Below are 20,707 nucleotides of genomic sequence, written 5' to 3'. Positions count from 1 at the left end.
CGAAATAGAGAAATAAACATGAATTGGAATAAGATCATCGAATGTGTCCCCAACTTTAGCGAGGGACGTGATTTGGAGAAAATAGACAAGATAGTAGCCCCTTTTCGTGGCAAATCCGGCGTGAAGCTGCTCGATTATAGTAATGATGAAGATCATAATCGTTTGGTAGTCACTTTGGTTGGCGAACCGGAAGCCTTGCGCGATGCAGTCATTGAAGCTATCGGCATTGCTGTCCGTCTGATAGACCTTAACCATCATAGCGGACAGCATCCCCGCATGGGAGCGGTGGATGTGGTTCCTTTCATCCCGATCAAGAATACGACGATGGAAGAAGCCGTCGCCTTGTCGAAAGAAGTAGCCTCCCGAGTGGCGGAACTATATAATCTCCCTGTCTTTCTATATGAAAAGTCCGCCACGGCCCCGCATCGGGAAAATCTGGCCTCCGTCCGTAAGGGAGAATTTGAAGGAATGGCGGAGAAAATTAAACTTCCCGAATGGCAGCCCGACTTCGGACCTGCCGAGCGTCATCCCACTGCCGGAACGGTAGCTATCGGTGCCCGAATGCCGCTGGTCGCTTATAACATCAATCTGAGTACCAATAATCTTGAAATAGCCACGAAAATAGCAAAGAATATCCGGCATATCAACGGCGGTCTCCGCTACGTCAAAGCAATGGGGGTGGAACTGAAAGAACGGAATATCACCCAAGTATCCATTAATATGACCGATTACACCCGCACTGCCCTTTATCGTGCTTTCGAATTGGTGCGTATTGAGGCCCGCCGCTATGGAGTGACGATTGTTGGAAGTGAGATCATTGGTCTGGTACCGATGGAAGCGCTGATAGACACGGCTTCCTATTATTTAGGACTGGAGAATTTCTCCATGCAGCAGGTGCTGGAAGCGCGTATCATGGAATAGCGCCCGGAGTATTAAAATAACGTGCGTCCGATATAAAGCTGCGGAAACTTATATCGAATTATGATTGAACTAGTAAGAACTGAATAATAAAAGATCAATGAGTGAAAACCTGATTATATTCAATGCCCGTATTGTCACCCCGACAGGAACCTCCGCCCGTAAAGGTGCGGAAATGGGACAACTCCGCATCATAGAAAACGGAACGGTAGAAGTGACCAAAGGCATCATCACTTACGTCGGCGAGAGTCGTGGCGAAGATCGTGACGGCTATTACCAGCACTACTGGCATTATAACGCCCGGGGACATTGCCTGCTTCCGGGCTTTGTCGACTCGCATACCCATTTTGTTTTTGGCGGAGAACGTTCCGAAGAATTTTCCTGGCGGCTGAAAGGCGAAAGCTATATGTCCATTATGGAACGTGGCGGAGGGATAGCCAGTACCGTAAAAGCTACCCGGCAAATGAATTTCCTGAAACTTCGCTCGGCGGCCGAAGGCTTTCTGAAGAAGATGAGCGCTATGGGAGTCACCACGGTAGAAGGCAAAAGCGGTTATGGACTCGATCGGGAAACAGAACTGCTGCAACTGAAAATAATGCGCAGCCTGAACAATGACGAACACAAACGTATCGACATTGTATCCACTTTCTTAGGAGCCCACGCCCTTCCCGAAGAGTATAAAGGAAGAGGAGACGAATACATCGACTTTCTGATTCGTGAAATGCTCCCCGTTATCCGCGAGAACGGACTTGCCGAATGTTGCGATGTCTTTTGCGAACAAGGAGTTTTCTCTGTCGAACAGTCCCGCCGTCTCCTTCAGGCAGCCAAAGAGCAAGGCTTCCTGTTAAAGCTCCATGCCGATGAAATCGTTTCCTTTGGTGGCGCTGAGTTGGCTGCCGAACTGGGCGCTTTGTCTGCCGACCATCTGCTTCAGGCTTCCGATGCCGGAATCCGTGCAATGGCCGACGCAGGAGTAGTAGCTACCCTACTGCCTCTGACGGCTTTCGCACTGAAAGAACCTTATGCACGCGGTCGTGAAATGATTGATGCCGGCTGTGCCGTAGCACTTGCCACAGACTTGAATCCGGGAAGCTGTTTCTCCGGTTCCATCCCGTTGACCATTGCTTTGGCGTGTATTTACATGAAACTTAGCATCGAAGAAACCATCACTGCCCTTACACTGAACGGGGCTGCTGCCCTTCATCGGGCAGACCGGATCGGAAGCATCGAAGTAGGTAAGCAAGGCGACTTTGTCATACTGAATTCGGACAATTATCACATTCTGCCATACTACGTAGGCATGAACTGTGTCATCATGACTATTAAAGGCGGTATGCTATACCCCGTCAATTGATAACTAAAATCATAAAATACCATGTTAGCAGATTTAACCGTAAAAGATTTCTTAGATAAGGTAGCCGGCAATGATCCGGTACCCGGCGGTGGTAGTATTGCCGCTTTAGGCGGAGCGCTGGCTTCCGCTTTGGCCACGATGGTGACGAGACTCACCATCGGCAAGAAAGGATATGAAGCCAGTGAAGAAGTAATGCAGCACGCACAGACGCTTACCACCCGATTCCAAAAAGAATTCATCGCCTTGATTGATAAAGACTCCGAAGCCTATGATGAAGTTTTTGCCTGTTTTAAACTTCCCAAAGCTACCGATGAAGAAAAAGCTGCCCGCAGCGCTGCCATTCAGGAAGCCACCAGGCATGCCGCCCTCATTCCGATGGAAGTTGCCCGAAAAGCACTTGAAGTGATGCCCGTCATAGCAGACATCGCCCGCTTGGGAAACCGGAACGCTATTACAGACGCCTGTGTAGCCATGATGGCGGCACGATCCGCCGTATTGGGGGCATTGCTGAATGTCCGCATTAATCTGGGGGTACTCAAAGACAAAGAATTTGTCCAGGGCTTGCAAGCCGAAGCGGACCGGATGGAGCAAACCGCTTGCCGGAAAGAGAAAGAATTACTGGATGCCGTCAACCAAGACTTACGTGTATGAGCAAGAATGTGTATCAAATAGGTTCCGGAGAACTGACCTTCGAAATCATCGAACGGATCATCAACGAGAATCTGAAGCTGGAACTGGCTCCCGAAGCCAAGCTCCGCATTCAGAAATGCCGTGATTATCTCGACCATAAAATCGCTTCTTCCGAAGAACCTCTTTATGGCATCACCACCGGCTTCGGCTCGTTATGCACTAAAAATATATCTCCCGGCGAATTGGGAACCTTGCAGGAAAACCTGATAAAGAGCCATGCCTGCAGTGTTGGCGAAGAAATCCGTCCTGTCATCATCAAACTGATGATGTTGCTCAAAGCCCACGCTCTCTCGTTGGGACATAGCGGCGTGCAACTTATCACCGTGCAGCGTATCCTCGACTTTTTCAATAACGACGTACTGCCCATCGTCTATGACCGCGGTTCCTTGGGAGCTTCCGGCGATCTCGCCCCATTAGCCAATCTGTTCCTTCCTTTGATCGGTGTGGGCGATGTCAACTATAAAGGAAAGAAATGTGAAGCCATCAGCGTGCTCGACGAATTTGGCTGGGAACCCGTCCGGCTCATGAGCAAGGAAGGGCTTGCACTGCTCAACGGTACCCAGTTCATGAGTGCCAACGGTGTATTTGCCATTCTCAAAGCCTTCCGCCTCTCCAAGAAAGCCGACCTGATAGCCGCCCTTTCTCTTGAAGCCTTCGACGGACGCATCGACCCGTTTATGGATTGCATCCAGCAGATACGCCCTCATCCCGGACAGATCGAGACGGGAGAGGCTTTCCGTAAACTGCTGGCAGGCAGCGAACTGATCGAACGTCCCAAAGCGCACGTGCAGGATCCTTACTCTTTCCGTTGCATCCCGCAAGTGCATGGTGCCACGAAAGACGCTATCCGCTATGTTTCCTCCGTACTGCTGACCGAAATCAATTCCGTCACGGACAATCCCACGATCTTCCCTGACGAAGACAGAATCATTTCCGGTGGAAACTTCCACGGTCAGCCGTTGGCTATCTCCTATGACTTTCTCGCCATTGCCCTGGCAGAACTGGGAAATATCTCCGAACGCCGTGTCTCTCAATTGATTATGGGACTTCGCGAACTTCCGGAATTTCTGGTAGCCAATCCGGGACTGAATTCCGGCTTTATGATTCCCCAATACGCTGCTGCGTCTATGGTCAGTCAGAATAAAATGTACTGCTATGCCGCATCGAGCGATTCCATCGTTTCGTCCAACGGGCAGGAAGACCACGTAAGTATGGGAGCCAATGCCGCAACCAAACTTTATAAAGTGATGGACAACCTTGAACATATCCTTGCCATCGAACTGATGAATGCTGCGCAGGGCATCGATTTCCGCCGTCCGCTGAAAACGTCTCCGCTGCTGGAGAGTTTCCTGCATGCCTACCGGAAAGAAGTGCCTTTTGTGAAAGACGACATCGTGATGTACAAAGAAATACATAAAACAGTCGCTTTTTTAAAAAGGACTAAGTTAGAGTACTAAACCTCCTTTTTCGCTTTTCGTTAATAATGGTGACTGTTATTGCCGGATAAACGATCGATTCTTATCGATATTTATCCGGCATTTGCCGATTATTCTCCCTCTTACAGCGATAAAACTTTACTTCATATACCGCTATTCCTTACTTTTGCTCCATATTTCCTCTTAACACTTGTTTTCATATACCTCTAATGAATGATAATATTTATCAAATGGGCTATAAATAAAAGGAAACTTGATTTGTTAATTGAGTTTTCTATATATCTTTGTTCCGTTTTTCGCTTTAAATGGTGAATTTATAGAAAACTGAGTCTAACAAAATCTAAAAAGAGTGATGATGGAGCATGGAAGAGACGCGTCCCAAAAGGCGGAGCTGAGAGAACGGATCATAATGACCGCGACAGAAGCTTTTACTTTGAAAGGTATCAAGTGTATTACGATGGATGACATTGCGGCAGCATTGGGCATTTCCAAACGTACGCTCTATGAGGTTTTTGCAGATAAGGAATCATTATTGAAAGAGTGTATTCTGCAAAAGCAAGCCGAGAGAGACAAATACTTGCAGGAGATATACGAGCAATCCAACAATGTGCTGGAGGTGATACTTGCTGTCTTTCAGAAAAGCATCGAGATCTTTCATCAGACCAACAAGCGCTTCTTCGAGGATATCAAGAAATATCCGAAGGTATATGCAATGATGAAAGACCGTAGCGAAAGTGACTCAGAGAAGACGATGTCTTTCTTTAAGTCGGGCGTGGAGCAAGGTATCTTTCGTTCGGATGTCAACTTTGAGATAGTCAATCTGTTGGTGCGCGAGCAGTTTGATGTGCTGTTGAATACGGACATTTGCAACGAATATCCTTTTATAGAAGTATATGAATCCATCATGTTTACCTATATACGTGGTATTTCCACGGAAAAAGGAGCCAAAGTTTTAGAGGAATTTATATCAGAATATCGTAAAAACCGGGTCGAGCAACAATAGAAGTAAGGTTCGGATGACAAACAATTAAGGATCAAATAGAAACGAGTTTATGAACAGATTGAAAAGATTGACAGGCAAGAAAATGCTTCTGACGGCAATGGCTCTCTGTGCGTTTGGCTTTGCAAAGGCTCAGACGGAGCAGACAACGCAGAATACGCTGACATTGACGCTGGACAAAGCCCTGGAAATAGCGTTGGATGAGAATCCTACGATAAAGGTGGCGGCAGAAGAAATTGCCTTAAAGAAAGTTGCAAGTAAGGAAGCGTGGCAGAGCCTGTTACCCGAAGCAAGCCTAAACGGATCATTGGATCACACGATCAAAGCGGCTGAAATGAAACTGAACGATATGTCGTTCAAGATGGGGCAGGACGGTACGAATACCGCCAATGCCGGACTGAGCATTAACCTGCCTTTGTTTGCACCGGCTGTTTACCGGGCCATGTCAATGACAAAGACGGATATCGAACTGGCAGTGGAGAAGTCGCGTGCTTCCGAACTGGATTTGATTAATCAAGTGACCAAAGCTTATTATCAGCTGATGCTTGCACAAGACAGTTATGAAGTGCTTCAAGGCAGTTATAAGTTGGCAGAAGATAATTTCAATGTCGTGAACGCCAAGTATCAACAAGGTGCAGTCAGCGAATTTGATAAGATCAGCGCAGAAGTACAGATGCGCAGTATCAAGCCGAATGTCATTTCTGCCGCCAATGCCGTGACGCTGGCGAAACTCCAGTTGAAAGTGCTGATGGGAATTACAGCTGACGTGGATATTAAGACTGACGATAATCTGACAAACTACGAATCAATGCTGTTTGCCAATCAGTTGAAGGAAGAAGATATGAGTCTGGAGAACAATACAACGATGAAGCAGTTCGAGCTGAATATGAAATTGCTTGAAAAGAACGTGAAGTCGCTGAAAACGAACTTCATGCCTACTTTGTCGATGAGCTTCTCTTATCAATATCAGTCTTTGTATAATCCGAACATCAATTTCTTTGATTATACATGGAGTAACAGTTCGTCTTTGATGTTCAATCTGAGCATTCCTTTGTATAGGGCGAGTAACTTTACGAAGGTAAAATCGGCCCGTATCCAGATGCGCCAGCTTGACTGGAACCGCATCGATACGGAGAGAAAACTGAATATGCAGGTAGTCAGCTACCGTAACAATATGACTGCCAGTTCCGAGCAGGTGGTCAGCAACAAAGAAAACGTGATGCAGGCTGAAAAAGCGGTACAGATTGCCGGAAAACGTTATGAAGTCGGTAAGGGGACCGTGCTCGAACTTAACAGTTCGCAGGTATCACTCACGCAGGCACAACTTACTTACAATCAATCAATCTACGATTACCTGGTAGCTAAGGCTGACCTTGATCAGGTTTTGGGAAAACAATAAAGATAGACAACTAAAATTACAACTAAGGAATATGAAAAAAGGTATCCAATTAGTGGCTCTGCTATTGACAGTAGTAATGAGCTCATGTACGGGTGGAAAAGATAAGGCTGCTGTGAAACAGGAAGACGAGAAGCCCAGAGTAAAAGTGGCTGATGTAACAGCCCGTCCCGTAGATCAGATACAGGATTATACAGCGACGGTAGAAGCTGAAGTAAAGAACAACATTGCTCCTTCGTCACCTGTCCGCATTGACCGGATTCTGGTAGAAGTGGGCGACCGTGTATCCAAAGGCCAGAAACTGGTGCAGATGGATGCAGCCAACCTCACACAGACGAAACTGCAATTGGACAATCAGCAAATTGAATTTAATCGTATCGACGAACTTTATAAGGTAGGCGGTGCTTCCAAATCAGAGTGGGATGCTGCGAAGATGCAGCTCGATGTGAAGCAGACTGCTTATAATAATCTGGTAGAGAATACATTCCTGTTGAGCCCGATCAACGGAGTAATCACTGCCCGTAATTACGATAATGGTGATATGTATAGCGGAGGAAGTCCGGTGCTGGTGGTCGAACAGATCACTCCGGTCAAGCTGATGATCAATGTGTCTGAAACCTACTTCACGAAGGTGAAGAAAGGCGAACCGGTAGATGTGAAGCTGGATGTATATGGTGACGAGCTGTTCAAGGGAACTATCAGCCTGATCTATCCGACTATCGACGCAACTACCCGTACTTTCCAGATCGAGATCAAGTTGGACAATAAAGATCAGCGTGTACGTCCGGGAATGTTTGCCCGTGCTACCCTGAACTTCGGTACGGCGGACAACGTCGTAGTACCCGACTTGGCTATTGTGAAACAGGCAGGTTCCGGCGATCGCTATGTGTACGTTTATAAAGATGGCAAAGTGTCCTACAACAAAGTGGAGTTAGGCAGACGCATGGGCTCGGAGTATGAGCTGAAATCCGGTGTGCCCGATAACTCGCAGGTGGTAGTGGCCGGACAGGCACGTCTGATAAACGGTACGGAAGTAGAGATCGAGAAGTAAAATCACTATTAAACTAATCACTATAAAGAAATGAGTTTATACGAAGGTGCGGTTAAGAAACCGATTATGACCTCCCTCTGCTTTCTGGCAGTGGTGATTTTTGGTCTTTTCTCTTTGTCCAAGTTACCTATCGACTTGTATCCGGACATCGATACAAATACGATCATGGTAATGACCGCATATCCTGGCGCAAGTGCTTCGGATATAGAAAATAACGTTACCCGGCCGCTGGAGAATACCTTGAATGCGGTGAGTAACCTGAAACATATTACCTCTCGTTCTTCCGAGAATATGTCATTGATTACATTGGAATTTGAGTTTGGTAATGATATTGACGTGCTGACGAATGATGTGCGTGACAAACTCGACATGGTAAGCTCACAGCTGCCGGATGATGTCGAGAATCCGATCATCTTCAAGTTCAGTACGGACATGATTCCGATTGTATTGCTTTCGGTACAGGCCAATGAGAGCCAGGCCGCGCTTTACAAGATACTGGACGACCGTGTGGTTAACCCGTTGGCACGTATTCCCGGGGTGGGAACAGTGTCCATCAGTGGTGCGCCGCAACGTGAGATTCAGGTATATTGCGACCCTAACAAACTGGAAGCTTATAACCTGAGCATTGAAACTATCAGCTCTATTATCGGAGCCGAAAACAAGAATATTCCGGGCGGTAACTTCGATATCGGTAGTGAAACGTATGCCCTCCGTGTGGAAGGGGAGTTTGATGATTCCCGTCAGTTGGCAGATATCGTAGTAGGTACACACAATGGAGCGAATGTCTTCCTGCGTGATGTGGCTCGCATCGTGGACACGGTGGAAGAGCGTGCGCAGGAAACCTATAATAACGGTGTGCAGGGTGCGATGATTGTGGTTCAGAAGCAGTCGGGTGCCAACTCTGTAGAAATTTCCCGTAAGGTAGAGGAAGCGCTTCCGCGTTTGCAGAAGAACCTGCCGAGTGATGTGAAGCTGGGAGTGATTGTCGATACTTCCGATAATATCTTGAATACGATTGACAGTTTGGCAGAGACTGTAATGTATGCCTTGCTGTTCGTTGTAATCGTCGTGTTCCTGTTCCTGGGACGCTGGCGTGCGACATTGATTATCTGTATCACGATTCCGCTTTCGTTGATCGCCTCCTTTATCTATCTGGCGATTACCGGAAATACGATCAACATTATCTCACTGTCGTCTCTGTCTATTGCCATCGGTATGGTGGTGGATGATGCGATTGTGGTACTTGAAAACGTGACGACACATATTGAGCGTGGTTCGGACCCGAAACAGGCAGCAGTACATGGAACGAATGAGGTGGCTATTTCCGTAATCGCTTCTACGCTGACCATGATCGCCGTGTTCTTCCCGTTGACCATGGTAAGCGGTATGTCCGGTGTGCTCTTCAAGCAGTTGGGCTGGATGATGTGTGCCATCATGTTTGTGTCTACCGTGGCGGCGTTGTCACTGACCCCGATGCTCTGTTCGCAATTACTTCGTCTGCAGAAGCGCCCGTCGAAGATGTTCAAACTCTTCTTTACTCCGATAGAGAAAGCGTTGGACGCACTCGATACAGGTTATGCGAAAATGCTGAACTGGGCAGTTCGTCATCGTCCGGTTGTGATTGTGGGATGTATTGCTTTCTTCGTAGTCAGCTTGCTGTGTGCGAAAGGAATCGGTACGGAGTTCTTCCCTGCACAGGATAATGCCCGTATCGCTGTTCAGCTTGAATTGCCGATTGGTACACGAAAAGAGATTGCACAGGAACTTTCTGAGAAGCTGACTAACCAGTGGCTGACGAAGTATAAAGATATCATGAAGGTATGTAACTATACCGTAGGTCAGGCGGACTCGGATAATACGTGGGCTTCCATGCAGGACAACGGTTCGCACATTATCTCCTTCAATATCAGTCTGGTGGACCCGGGAGATCGTGATATCTCACTGGAAACAGTCTGCGACGAGATGCGTCAGGACTTGAAAGGTTATCCGGAGTTCAGCAAGGCACAGGTTATTCTGGGAGGTAGTAATACAGGTATGTCTGCTCAGGCAAGTGCCGACTTTGAGATATACGGATACGATATGACGATGACCGATAGCGTGGCAGCCCGTTTGAAACGTGAGCTGCTGACCGTAAAAGGGGTGACCGAGGTAAACATCAGCCGTAGTGACTACCAGCCCGAGTATCAGGTTGACTTCGACCGTGAGAAGCTGGCGATGCACGGACTGAACCTGGCTACAGCCGGTAACTATCTGCGTAATCGTATCAATGGTGCCGTTGCTTCCAAATATCGTGAAGACGGAGATGAGTATGATATCAAAGTGCGCTATGCACCCGAATATCGTACAAGTCTGGAAAGCATCGAGAACATCCTTATTTATAATGCCAAAGGCGAGTCCGTGCGTGTAAAAGATGTCGGAAAGGTAGTCGAACGTTTTGCGCCTCCTACCATTGAGCGTAAAGACCGTGAACGTATCGTGACCGTATCCGCCGTTATCTCCGGTGCTCCGTTGGGTGACGTAGTGGCAGCAGGTAACAAGCTTATTGATAAGATGGATATTCCGGGAGAAATCACGATTCAGATTTCCGGTTCGTACGAAGACCAGCAGGACTCGTTCCGCGACTTGGGAACACTGGGTATCCTGATTGTTATCCTTGTATTCATCGTAATGGCGGCACAGTTCGAGTCTCTGACTTATCCGTTCATTATCATGTTCTCTCTGCCGTTTGCATTTAGTGGAGTCTTGATGGCGTTGTTCTTTACGGGCAGTACGCTGAGTGTAATGAGTTTGCTGGGAGGTATCATGCTGATTGGTATTGTGGTGAAGAACGGTATTGTGCTCATCGACTACATCACGCTCTGTCGAGAGCGGGGGATGGCGGTCATCAACTCTGTGGTGACATCCGGTAAGAGCCGTCTCCGTCCGGTATTGATGACAACGGCTACTACCGTTCTGGGTATGATCCCGATGGCTATCGGTGGCGGACAAGGTTCTGAGATGTGGAGTCCGATGGCGATTGCCGTAATCGGTGGTCTGACGGTATCTACTGTGTTGACACTCGTCCTGATTCCTACGCTGTACTGTGTATTTGCCGGAACAGGTATCAAGAACAGACGTCGTAAACTCCATCGCAAACGCGAACTGGATGTCTACTTCCAGGAACATAAAGATGAAATTATTAAGAAATAACAGAAAAGAAATATGAAATCAGTATTGATAACATTCGATCAGGCTTATTACGAACGGATCATGGCATTGCTCGACCGTCTCAACTGCCGGGGCTTTACATACCTTGAAAAGGTGCAGGGACGTGGTTCAAAGACAGGCGATCCGCACTTCGGCAGTCATGCCTGGCCCAGTATGTGTTCGGCTATCCTTACGGTGGTCGATGACAATAAAGTCGATCCGCTGCTGGATACCCTGCATAAGATGGACTTACAGACCGAACAGCTGGGATTACGTGCATTTGTATGGAATATTGAACGGACCATCTAGCGTTCGTACAGTGAATCAATAATCGGAAGGGAGAATCTATAAATAATGTAGATTCTCCCTTCTTTTTTCTTGCTTTTCCCTATCTTTGCAGCCTGAAAACGTCCGGCACCGATGAACTTGTGGTCTGGCACCGATGAGGCCTTCCTTCGGCACCGATGAGGAGGTGGCTCGGCACCGGATAAAAAACGAGGACTTAATGAGTGCTTATATCTACTTATAAGATGGAGATTATCAAGAACTACCTGAAATATTCGTTATGGCTTGTACTCATTGTGTTTGCAGCACTCTTTGGGTTGCACTGGCTTCCGGCTATAACGATCGACGGACACACGATGAGGCGTGTCGATCTTTTAAGCGATCTTCGCTATCCGAAGCAGGAAGTGGCGGTAGCCGATTCGGATACCATTCCTTTGCCTCCTGTCGTAAAGCCGGTTTTTGTCGATACCTGTCGTGCGGGCATGACTTGCATTGAAGATTACGGTGACTCTACCCGTCGCGGCATGGCTTCTTTTTATGAAGCGCTCGACCGTACTTCTTCTTCTTATCCGGATCATGACGGGCTGGTACGTATCGCCGTTTTCGGTGATTCATTTATAGAGGCGGATATCTTTACGGCTGATTTACGTGAAATGCTTCAGAAGCGGTTTGGCGGTTGCGGTGTCGGATTTGTCACAATAACTTCGATGACGAGCGGGTATCGTCCTACCGTGCGGCATACTTTCGGCGGATGGTCCAGTCATGCGGTGACGGACAGTGTGTATTTCGATAAAAAGAAACAGGGTATTTCCGGACACTACTTTATTCCCCGTGAAGGGGCATACGTTGAGTTGAGGGGGCAAAGCAAATATGCTTCGCTGCTTGATACCTGTCAGCAGGCTTCTATTTTCTTTTATAATAAAGATTCCGTTCATCTTACTGCCCGTGTGAATCGGGGGGAGAGTAAGAACTACTCTTTAGGACCTTCGGGCGATTTGCAGAAGATTTCCGTTGAAGGACGTATCGGCTCTGTCCGGTGGACGGTAGATCGTGCCGATTCTACGCTGTTCTATGGCTTGGCGATGGATGGTAAGAAAGGAATCATTCTTGATAATTTCTCCTTGCGAGGCAGTTCCGGATTATCGTTGCGGGGGATTCCGCAACAAATGCTGCGTCAGTTTAACGAGCAGCGTCCTTATGATCTGATTATTCTTGAATACGGATTGAATGTGGCTACCAAACGGGGGCGCATTTATGATAACTATCAGAAGGGACTGCTCACTTCTATCGAACATCTGAAGAATTGTTTTCCACAGGCGAGTATTTTGCTGTTAAGTGTCGGCGACCGTGATTATAAGACGGAAGATGGCGAACTTCGTACCATGCCGGGAGTCAAGAATCTGATTCGCTATCAGCAGAACATTGCTGCCGAAAGCGGCATCGCTTTCTGGAATATGTTTGAAGCGATGGGAGGCGAAGGCAGTATGGCGAATCTCGTACATGCCAAACCTTCGATGGCGAACTACGATTATACTCATATCAACTTCCGGGGAGGCAAACACCTGGCAGGACTGCTCTATGAAACATTGATATACGGTAAGGAACAATATGACAGGAGGCGTGCTTATGAGCAAGAATAACCTGTTGCTGGGCTTTATCTTGGGGGTACTTGGAACTTTCTTTCTTCTTCCGGCAGGAAAGGCGCAAGACCGTATCCCTGCCTGTCCTCCACTGGGGAAGACCTTGAAAATGATAAAACCTTTGCGGGAAATGAACTGGGCGAATGATACCATCGCCGTGCAGACTTCTTTTCCTTCCGCTTTCCGCGAAACCGGAAGGAATGAGATAATCGACAGCATTGCCCTGCTGACACCCGTGTTTGAACGTCTCCGTCAGGTACGTGCCGGACTTTCCGAAGATACGGTGCGTATTCTCCATATCGGAGACAGTCATGTACGCGGGCACATCTATCCGCAAACTACGGGAACGCTGCTGAAAGAAACCTTTGGTGCTGTCTCTTATACCGATATGGGGGTGAACGGGGCTACCTGTCTGACGTTTACCCATCCGGGACGTATTGCCGAGATTGCAGCCATGAAGCCGGAACTGCTGATTCTGTCCTTCGGAACCAACGAAAGTCATAACCGGCGATATAACGTCAACCTGCACTATAATCAGATGGACGAACTTGTCAAACTGTTGCGCGACAGCCTTCCCGATGTCCCTATTCTTCTCACCACACCTCCGGGTTCTTACGAAAGTTTCCGGCAAAGGCGGCGGAAACGTACGTACGCCATCAATCCCCGGACGGCTACGGCAGCAGAAACAATCCGCCGTTATGCCAAAGATCATCGTCTGCTCGTGTGGGATATGTACGATGTAGTAGGGGGCAAGCGCCGTGCCTGTACCAACTGGACGGAAGCGAAATTGATGCGTCCCGATCATGTGCATTATTTACCTGAGGGATATATCCTGCAAGGAAATTTATTATACCAAGCCATTATTCAAGCTTATAACGATTATGTTTCCCATTGATATTGATTTCAGCCGGTTAAAAGAGGTGCTTACCTACGATCCGCAGGCACCTATGATATTCAGCAGTGGTATCTTCCTTTGGCTGTTTGCCGCCTTTATGATCGTGTACACCTTGTTGCAGCGTCAGTATACGGCCCGTATTCTGTTTGTGACGCTTTTCTCTTATTACTTTTATTATAAGAGCAGCGGCACTTACTTTTTCCTGCTGGCGCTGGTCACGGTTTGCGACTTTCTGCTGGCGCAATGGATGGACCGTACCGAAGGACGCTGGAAGCGTAAAGGCCTGGTGACTCTGAGTTTGGGAGTCAATCTGGGGCTTCTTGCCTACTTTAAATATACTAATTTTCTGGGTGGAGTGATTGCCTCGTTGATGGGAGGAGAATTTACGGCGCTTGATATATTCCTGCCTGTAGGAATCTCATTCTTCACTTTCCAGTCATTAAGCTATACCATTGACGTTTACCGGAAAGACATCAAGCCATTGACCAACATACTGGATTACGCGTTTTATGTATCCTTCTTTCCGCAGCTGGTGGCCGGACCTATTGTGCGTGCCCGTGACTTTATTCCGCAAATCCGGAAACCGCTTTTCGTTTCTCAGGAGATGTTCGGGCGGGGGATTTTCCTTATTCTCTCCGGTTTGTTCAAGAAAGCAATCATTTCCGATTATATCAGTGTCAACTTCGTGGAGCGTATCTTTGATAATCCGACCCTTTATTCCGGTCTCGAGAATCTGATGGGAGTATACGGATATGCTTTGCAGATTTACTGTGACTTCTCCGGATATAGCGATATGGCTATCGGTATCGCTCTGCTGTTGGGCTTTCATTTTAATCTCAACTTTAATTCTCCTTATAAGTCCGCCTCCATCACTGAATTTTGGCGGCGTTGGCATATCTCATTGTCCAGTTGGTTGCGCGATTACCTGTACATATCCTTGGGAGGAAACCGGAAAGGTAAGTTCCGCCAGTATCTGAATCTGATTATTACCATGTTCTTGGGCGGATTGTGGCACGGAGCTTCCTGGAACTTTGTGCTTTGGGGAACATTTCACGGCATCGCTTTGGCGGCGCATAAGATGTGGATGTCCATCACCGGTCGTAAGAAAGGGGAACAAAGTCATGGCTGGCGTCGTGTATTCGGCATCATTATCACTTTCCACTTTGTCTGTTTCTGCTGGATATTCTTCCGTAATGCTGATTTTCAGAACTCGATGGATATGTTGAGACAGATATTCACCACTTTCCGTCCGCAGCTTTTTCCACAATTGATCGAAGGATACTGGCGCGTGTTTGCCTTGATGCTGCTCGGCTTTCTGCTTCATTTCACTCCGGATAGTTGGGAGAATGCTGCTTGCCGTGGAGTCATTCGCCTGCCGTTCTTAGGGAAAGCTCTGCTGATGGTGGCTCTGATTTATCTGGTCATTCAGATGAAGAGTTCGGAGATTCAGCCGTTTATTTATTTCCAGTTTTAGCTTTCTTTCCACACAGTTTTGTTCATTACCATACGGTTTTGAGCTAAATGATAGTCGGTTCTATCTTCAATTCTCCTCCTTCGGGAAGGAGGAGTACCCGTAGGGGGAGGTGGTAGGTGAATACATAATCCTGTCATTTACAAAGAAATAGGTATAAACATTGTTTTTCCTACCACCTCGGTCTGCGACCACTCCTCCTTCCCGAAGGAGGAGAATGGAGTTACTATTGTGTACTACTGTTTGATTCATTCCTTTGCAGTTATGAACAAATCTCTATGCAATCTGTATTTTAGTCTATGGACATATGTAATATTTTGCACTAGCTTTGCCACGAACAGATAAATAGACATACTATGAGACATAGAATCCTCTTTTTCTTTTTGGCTTTTATCGGAATAAGCCAGTTCGTGACATCGTCTGATGTCCGTAATAAATATAACTTCAATTCAGACTGGTTGCTTTATGTGGGCGATGTTCCCGAGGCAAAGCAGCCGCGTTTTTCTGATTCGGAGTGGAAGAAAGTGACTTTACCGCATGCCTTCAATGAAGATGAGGCTTTCCGCCTGAGCATTGATGAGTTGACCGATACGATTATGTGGTATCGGAAACATTTCCGTCTGCCTGCCGACAGCAAGAATAAGAAAGTTTTTGTAGAGTTTGAAGGAGTCCGTCAAGGGGCGGATTTCTATATAAATGGTCAGAATGTCGGCCTGCACGAGAATGGTGTCATGGCTGTCGGTTTTGATCTGACTCCTTATATTAAGTACGGGCAGGAAAATGTAATCGCAGTCCGCATCGACAATGACTGGAATTATAAAGAACGGGCGACGGGCACGAAATACCAGTGGAGCAATAAGAACTTTAATGCCAATTATGGCGGTATCCCCAAAAATGTATGGCTGCACGTCACCGACCGTTTGTATCAGACTTTACCTTTATATAGTAATCTCAAAACGACCGGAGTCTACATCTATGCCGAAGACATCCGTGTGAAATCGCGCAAGGCCATTATCCATGCGGAATCTGAAATCAGAAACGAATATAACCGTGATAAGCAGGTTTCCTATCAAGTAGAACTGATAGACCGTGACGGTACATCGATCCAAACATTCGAAGGAACAAAGGCGGTAGTGAAACCGGGTGAAACAATCACGCTGAAAGCGGCATCCGAAGTAGATAACCTACATTTCTGGAGCTGGGGATATGGCTATCTGTATACAGTAAAGACAAGCCTGTGGGTAGATGGCAGGAAAGTAGACGAAGTTGCCACTCGCACCGGATTCCGTAAAACGCGTTTCGGTAAAGGAATGATCTGGCTGAATGACCGTGTCATTCAGATGAAGGGCTTTGCCCAGCGGACAAGCAATGAATGGCCGGGAGTCGGGATGAGCGTACCTGCCTGGCTGAGCGATTATAGCAATCATCTGATGGTGGAGGGCAATGCGAACCTCGTGCGCTGGATGCATGTCACCCCGTGGAAACAGGATATCGAGTCGTGCGACCGTGTAGGATTGATTCAGGCTATGCAGGCGGGAGATGCCGAAAAAGATTGTGAAGGACGTCAGTGGGAACAGCGTACGGAATTGATGCGCGACGCCATCATCTATAACCGTAATAATCCGAGTATCTTATTTTATGAATGCGGCAATGAGTCCATCAGTCGTGAACACATGATTGAGATGAAAGCGATACGTGATTTGTACGATCCTCACGGCGGCCGTGCAATCGGTTCCCGTGAAATGCTGGATATCCGTGAAGCGGAATATGGAGGCGAAATGCTGTATATCAATAAGAGTGCGCATCATCCGATGTGGGCAATGGAATATTGCCGTGACGAGGGATTGCGCAAATACTGGGATGATTATTCCTATCCTTATCACAAGGATGGAGACGGCAGCAATTCTTATAAGTCCACCGTTACTAACAAAGTACAGAAGAAAGTGGATGCCCGTGTCTACAACCGTAATCAGGATTCCTTTACCATCGAAAATATTATTCGCTGGTTCGATTACTGGCGAGAACGTCCGGGAACGGGTGACCGTGTAAGTTCGGGTGGCGTGAAGATAATCTTCTCCGATACCAATACGCACTATCGCGGAGTAGAAAATTATCGTCGTAGCGGAGTAACCGACGCCATGCGTATTCCTAAAGATCCTTTCTTTGCACATCAGGTGATGTGGGACGGCTGGGTAGATACGGAATGTCCTCGCATCTATATCGTCGGTCATTGGAATTATAATGACACGGTAGTGAAACCGGTATATGTCGTATCGAGTGCCGATAAAGTAGAATTATTTCTGAATGGTAAGTCTTTGGGCTATGGTGAACGGGATTATCATTTTCTGTATACCTTCAAAGATATCGCTTTCGTACCGGGCAGACTGGAGGCCGTAGGATACGACGAAAACGGAAAAGAATGTTGCCGTACTCAGTTGCAGACCGCTGGCAAGCCGGAACAGATTCAATTGAGTTTCATCCAGAGTCCCGAAGGATGGAAAGCGGATGGTGCCGATATGGTATTGCTTCAGGTAGAAGTCATGGATAAAGACGGCAACCGTTGTCCGCTGGCAAATGACTTGATACACTTTGAAGTAGAAGGACCTGCTGAATGGCGTGGCGGTATCGCACAAGGAGAAAATAATTATATCCTTTCAAAAGACTTGCCGGTAGAATGCGGCATCAATCGTGCTTTGATCCGTTCGCTCACTACTGCCGGAAACGTCCGTATCACAGCGAAGGCCGACGGATTGAAATCAGCAGAAATCAGCCTTACTTCCTCACCTGTCGAAGTGAAAAACGGTTTGAGTAGCTATATCCCCGGTGATGAACTCGAAGGCAGGCTGACTCGTGGTGAGACTCCGCAGACTCCTTCATACAAGGTCTCAAAAGTGGATGTCGGTATCGTTTCCGCCATTGCCGGAGCCAATAATGAGAATACAGTCAACAGTTTCGATGATAATGAACTGAGCGAATGGCGGAATGACGGGAAGGCAGCTACCGCATGGATTACCTATAAGTTGGAACGTGCCGCACGGGTGGATGAAGTTTGTATGAAACTGACCGGATGGCGTATGCGCAGTTATCCGCTGGAGATATATGCAGGCAAAGAACTGATATGGAGCGGAGATACGGATAAGAGTCTGGGATACGTCCACTTGGATGTAAAACCGGTACTGACCAATGAAATTACCATCCGGCTGAAGGGTACAAGCAAAGAAGGAGATGCCTTCGGCCAAATAGTAGAAGTTGCCGCCCCCGTTGCCAATGAACTGGATTTGTTTAAAGCGAAGGATGGGGACAAGACCGGGCATGAATTGCGTATTGTAGAAATAGAGTTCAAGGAGAACTTGTTGAAATAGTTTTTTAGGGTTTGTATGATTGGTTTTCCAAGGACCGTCCATCGTACTGTCAGTATAGTGACATCATCTGTCTTCTTTGATCAGAATGTGTCTCCTTTACTGGCAGACTGAAGGACGTTGTTCCTTGATTTCAACCTTTGAATTTAGCAATAAGATGGAACGTTATTAAAATATTTTCTCTTTCTTTGCAATAACGAAAAAAACATTGAACCTTATGGATTACCCATTGAATAATCAGCCGGCTACTGATCGCTACGATCGGATGCAATATAAATACTGTGGCAAGAGTGGCTTGCAACTGCCTCTCATCTCTTTAGGATTGTGGCATAACTTCGGTAGCGTAGATAACTTTAGTGTAGCGACCGACATGATTAAATATGCCTTCGACCATGGCATCACCCATTTCGATCTTGCTAATAACTATGGTCCTGTGCCGGGAAGTGCCGAAACTAATTTCGGACGGATTCTCAAAGAAAACTTCCAGGGATATCGGGATGAGATGATAATCTCCTCCAAAGCCGGCCATGACATGTGGATGGGGCCTTATGGCGGCAACAGCTCCCGCAAGAATCTGATGGCAAGCATTGATCAGAGTCTGCGCCGGACAGGACTGGAGTATTTTGATATCTTTTATAGTCATCGCTATGACGGAGTCACTCCGGTAGAAGAAACCATTCAAACGTTGATTGATATTGTAAAGCAAGGAAAAGCTCTGTATATCGGAATCTCAAAATATCCTCCTCTGCAAGCGCGGATTGCCTATGAAATGATGGTAAAAGCAGGCGTTCCTTGTCTTATCAGCCAGTATCGTTATAGTATGTTCGACCGTGCGGTTGAGGCTGAAAGCCTTCCTTTGGCTGCCGAATACGGTTCCGGCTTTATCGCCTTTTCTCCTTTGGCGCAAGGATTACTGACGGATAAATATCTGAATGGCATCCCCGAAGGCTCACGTGCGGCACGTCCTTCCACTTTTCTGCAACGCTCGCAAGTGACGCCTGAAAAGGTGGAGGCTGCCCGACAATTGAATGAAATCGCCCGTCACCGTGGACAGACGCTGGCAGAAATGGCTTTGGCATGGGTGCTGAGAGACGAACGGATGACATCGGTCATAGTAGGAGCGAGCTCAGTGAATCAGCTGGCAGACAATTTGCAGGCTTTAAACCAGTTGGAATTTACTGCTGAAGAATTAAATGGGATAGAACGAATTTTGTGTAAAGTCTGATGGCTTTATTGGGGTAATTGGACTGTCATTTGCTGAGAGTGATTAAAAGATTATTAATCATAATTGGCGCACCAAACTTATTTTTTTATACATTTGCAACGGACTCTTCCGCAGAAAGCCTCCGGGTGGTGGGGGAGCCGTGTATATAGAGAAGACGTTTACAAGCGTTTGTCTTTCGTGTTTCAGAACTTCGCAAACTTTGACCACCGGAATGACGAATAGCAACTAAGACGTCCTCCTGATGTGTATTTATATACATCCGTGCCTCTTTTTGAGAAAACAAAGGGAGGTTACGGGTGTTGTACATATCGGCGTGGGCTTTCTGCGTTGTTCGTTCTCGGTGGTGGGCATTGCGAAGGCCTTGAACATGGAACGGACGAAGGTAAGATTCCCACGCTTTTTTATATATTCCTTTCATCTTACATTTATCCGTTTACCCGGTGGGAGTCAGGGGGGCACTCATAGGAAGATTGGGCATGATTCATGCGGGACAGCTTATCGAACGTACGCTTCACGAACAGGGACGCACAGTTACCTGGTTCGCCGGACAGTTATGCTGTACACGTCCCAATATATACAAGATATTCAAGAAGGAAAATATCGACATCCATCTTCTTTGGCGCATTTCGTGCATACTCGATCATGATTTCTTCCGCGATTTATCCGATAACATCCGTATCGGTACTTCTTCATGTGTATCCAAATAAGATACATTTCTGTATCCTATCCGGAACTATGATTTCTCCTGCTGGTATACTCCTTTCGCATACCTTTGCGGCATATTAACATAAAATCACAAAA

At 47.0% G+C, this 20,707-nt stretch carries 17 protein-coding genes; 15 read left to right on the top strand and 2 right to left on the bottom strand.

Annotated features, from left to right (window positions below; translation table 11 throughout):
* Positions 1 to 18 precede the first annotated feature (18 nt).
* The 12 genes from ftcD (at position 19) to ACHLI0_RS11025 (ending at position 15,325) form a co-directional block, all read left to right on the top strand.
* Entirely contained in the window at positions 19 to 921 is a 903-nt protein-coding gene (gene ftcD, locus ACHLI0_RS11080; protein WP_414186258.1) for a glutamate formimidoyltransferase, read from the top strand.
* A 97-nt stretch (positions 922 to 1,018) separates the two neighbouring features.
* Complete coding sequence (gene hutI / locus ACHLI0_RS11075; RefSeq protein ID WP_225684072.1) at positions 1,019 to 2,272, top strand: imidazolonepropionase; 1,254 nt, start codon at positions 1,019 to 1,021, stop codon at positions 2,270 to 2,272.
* Between the two features lie 21 nt (positions 2,273 to 2,293).
* Positions 2,294 to 2,923, top strand: a complete 630-nt coding sequence (locus ACHLI0_RS11070) for a cyclodeaminase/cyclohydrolase family protein (protein ID WP_414186259.1) — start codon at positions 2,294 to 2,296, stop codon at positions 2,921 to 2,923.
* A complete protein-coding gene (gene hutH / locus ACHLI0_RS11065) occupies positions 2,920 to 4,419 on the top strand; it encodes a histidine ammonia-lyase (RefSeq protein WP_011108449.1) in 1,500 nt (499 codons plus the stop codon). The genes ACHLI0_RS11070 and hutH overlap by 4 nt, the downstream gene beginning before the upstream one ends.
* A gap of 331 nt (positions 4,420 to 4,750) precedes the next feature.
* Positions 4,751 to 5,401 (top strand): TetR/AcrR family transcriptional regulator, encoded by a 651-nt coding sequence (locus ACHLI0_RS11060; RefSeq protein WP_055221670.1) that lies wholly within the window; start codon positions 4,751 to 4,753, stop codon positions 5,399 to 5,401.
* A gap of 49 nt (positions 5,402 to 5,450) precedes the next feature.
* Positions 5,451 to 6,797, top strand: coding sequence for a TolC family protein (locus ACHLI0_RS11055; protein ID WP_008762063.1), 1,347 nt, complete (start codon positions 5,451 to 5,453; stop codon positions 6,795 to 6,797).
* A 31-nt stretch (positions 6,798 to 6,828) separates the two neighbouring features.
* On the top strand, positions 6,829 to 7,845 hold the full coding sequence (locus ACHLI0_RS11050) for an efflux RND transporter periplasmic adaptor subunit (protein ID WP_055221675.1): 1,017 nt from the start codon (positions 6,829 to 6,831) through the stop codon (positions 7,843 to 7,845).
* Positions 7,846 to 7,875: 30 nt separating this feature from the next.
* Complete coding sequence (locus ACHLI0_RS11045) at positions 7,876 to 11,034, top strand: efflux RND transporter permease subunit (RefSeq protein WP_195440736.1); 3,159 nt, start codon at positions 7,876 to 7,878, stop codon at positions 11,032 to 11,034.
* A gap of 12 nt (positions 11,035 to 11,046) precedes the next feature.
* The gene (locus ACHLI0_RS11040; protein WP_008762066.1) at positions 11,047 to 11,340 is read left to right on the top strand and encodes a PG0541 family transporter-associated protein; all 294 of its coding nucleotides are present in this window, start codon (positions 11,047 to 11,049) and stop codon (positions 11,338 to 11,340) included.
* A gap of 221 nt (positions 11,341 to 11,561) precedes the next feature.
* Positions 11,562 to 12,956 (top strand): SGNH/GDSL hydrolase family protein, encoded by a 1,395-nt coding sequence (locus tag ACHLI0_RS11035; protein WP_490749174.1) that lies wholly within the window; start codon positions 11,562 to 11,564, stop codon positions 12,954 to 12,956.
* On the top strand, positions 12,943 to 13,851 hold the full coding sequence (locus ACHLI0_RS11030) for an SGNH/GDSL hydrolase family protein (RefSeq protein ID WP_055221680.1): 909 nt from the start codon (positions 12,943 to 12,945) through the stop codon (positions 13,849 to 13,851). The genes ACHLI0_RS11035 and ACHLI0_RS11030 overlap by 14 nt, the downstream gene beginning before the upstream one ends.
* Positions 13,838 to 15,325, top strand: a complete 1,488-nt coding sequence (locus tag ACHLI0_RS11025; protein ID WP_055221682.1) for an MBOAT family O-acyltransferase — start codon at positions 13,838 to 13,840, stop codon at positions 15,323 to 15,325. The genes ACHLI0_RS11030 and ACHLI0_RS11025 overlap by 14 nt, the downstream gene beginning before the upstream one ends.
* 66 nt (positions 15,326 to 15,391) lie before the next feature.
* Here the strand turns inward: ACHLI0_RS11025 and ACHLI0_RS11020 are convergent, their stop codons facing one another.
* The gene (locus ACHLI0_RS11020) at positions 15,392 to 15,574 is read right to left on the bottom strand and encodes a hypothetical protein (protein ID WP_147338187.1); all 183 of its coding nucleotides are present in this window, start codon (positions 15,572 to 15,574) and stop codon (positions 15,392 to 15,394) included.
* 104 nt (positions 15,575 to 15,678) lie between these two features.
* Here ACHLI0_RS11020 and ACHLI0_RS11015 point away from each other — a divergent pair, with 104 nt between their 5' ends.
* Together ACHLI0_RS11015 and ACHLI0_RS11010 are read left to right on the top strand one after the other, a co-directional pair.
* Positions 15,679 to 18,684, top strand: a complete 3,006-nt coding sequence (locus ACHLI0_RS11015; RefSeq protein ID WP_490749172.1) for a glycoside hydrolase family 2 protein — start codon at positions 15,679 to 15,681, stop codon at positions 18,682 to 18,684.
* Positions 18,685 to 18,898: 214 nt separating this feature from the next.
* Positions 18,899 to 19,906: an aldo/keto reductase gene (locus ACHLI0_RS11010; protein ID WP_490749170.1), complete on the top strand. Its 1,008-nt coding sequence runs from the start codon at positions 18,899 to 18,901 to the stop codon at positions 19,904 to 19,906.
* 85 nt (positions 19,907 to 19,991) lie between these two features.
* Here ACHLI0_RS11010 and ACHLI0_RS11005 read toward each other — a convergent pair whose 3' ends face one another.
* Complete coding sequence (locus ACHLI0_RS11005) at positions 19,992 to 20,324, bottom strand: hypothetical protein (protein ID WP_032840831.1); 333 nt, start codon at positions 20,322 to 20,324, stop codon at positions 19,992 to 19,994.
* A gap of 58 nt (positions 20,325 to 20,382) precedes the next feature.
* Between ACHLI0_RS11005 and ACHLI0_RS11000 the strand changes: the two genes are divergently transcribed.
* The gene (locus ACHLI0_RS11000; protein ID WP_032814234.1) at positions 20,383 to 20,613 is read left to right on the top strand and encodes a hypothetical protein; all 231 of its coding nucleotides are present in this window, start codon (positions 20,383 to 20,385) and stop codon (positions 20,611 to 20,613) included.
* Positions 20,614 to 20,707: the final 94 nt, after the last annotated feature.

The sequence above is a fragment of the Bacteroides sp. RCH18 genome, assembly GCF_058231005.1.
Note: the sequence above shows the minus strand (reverse complement) of the source record. Positions and strands in the feature narration are given on the sequence as shown.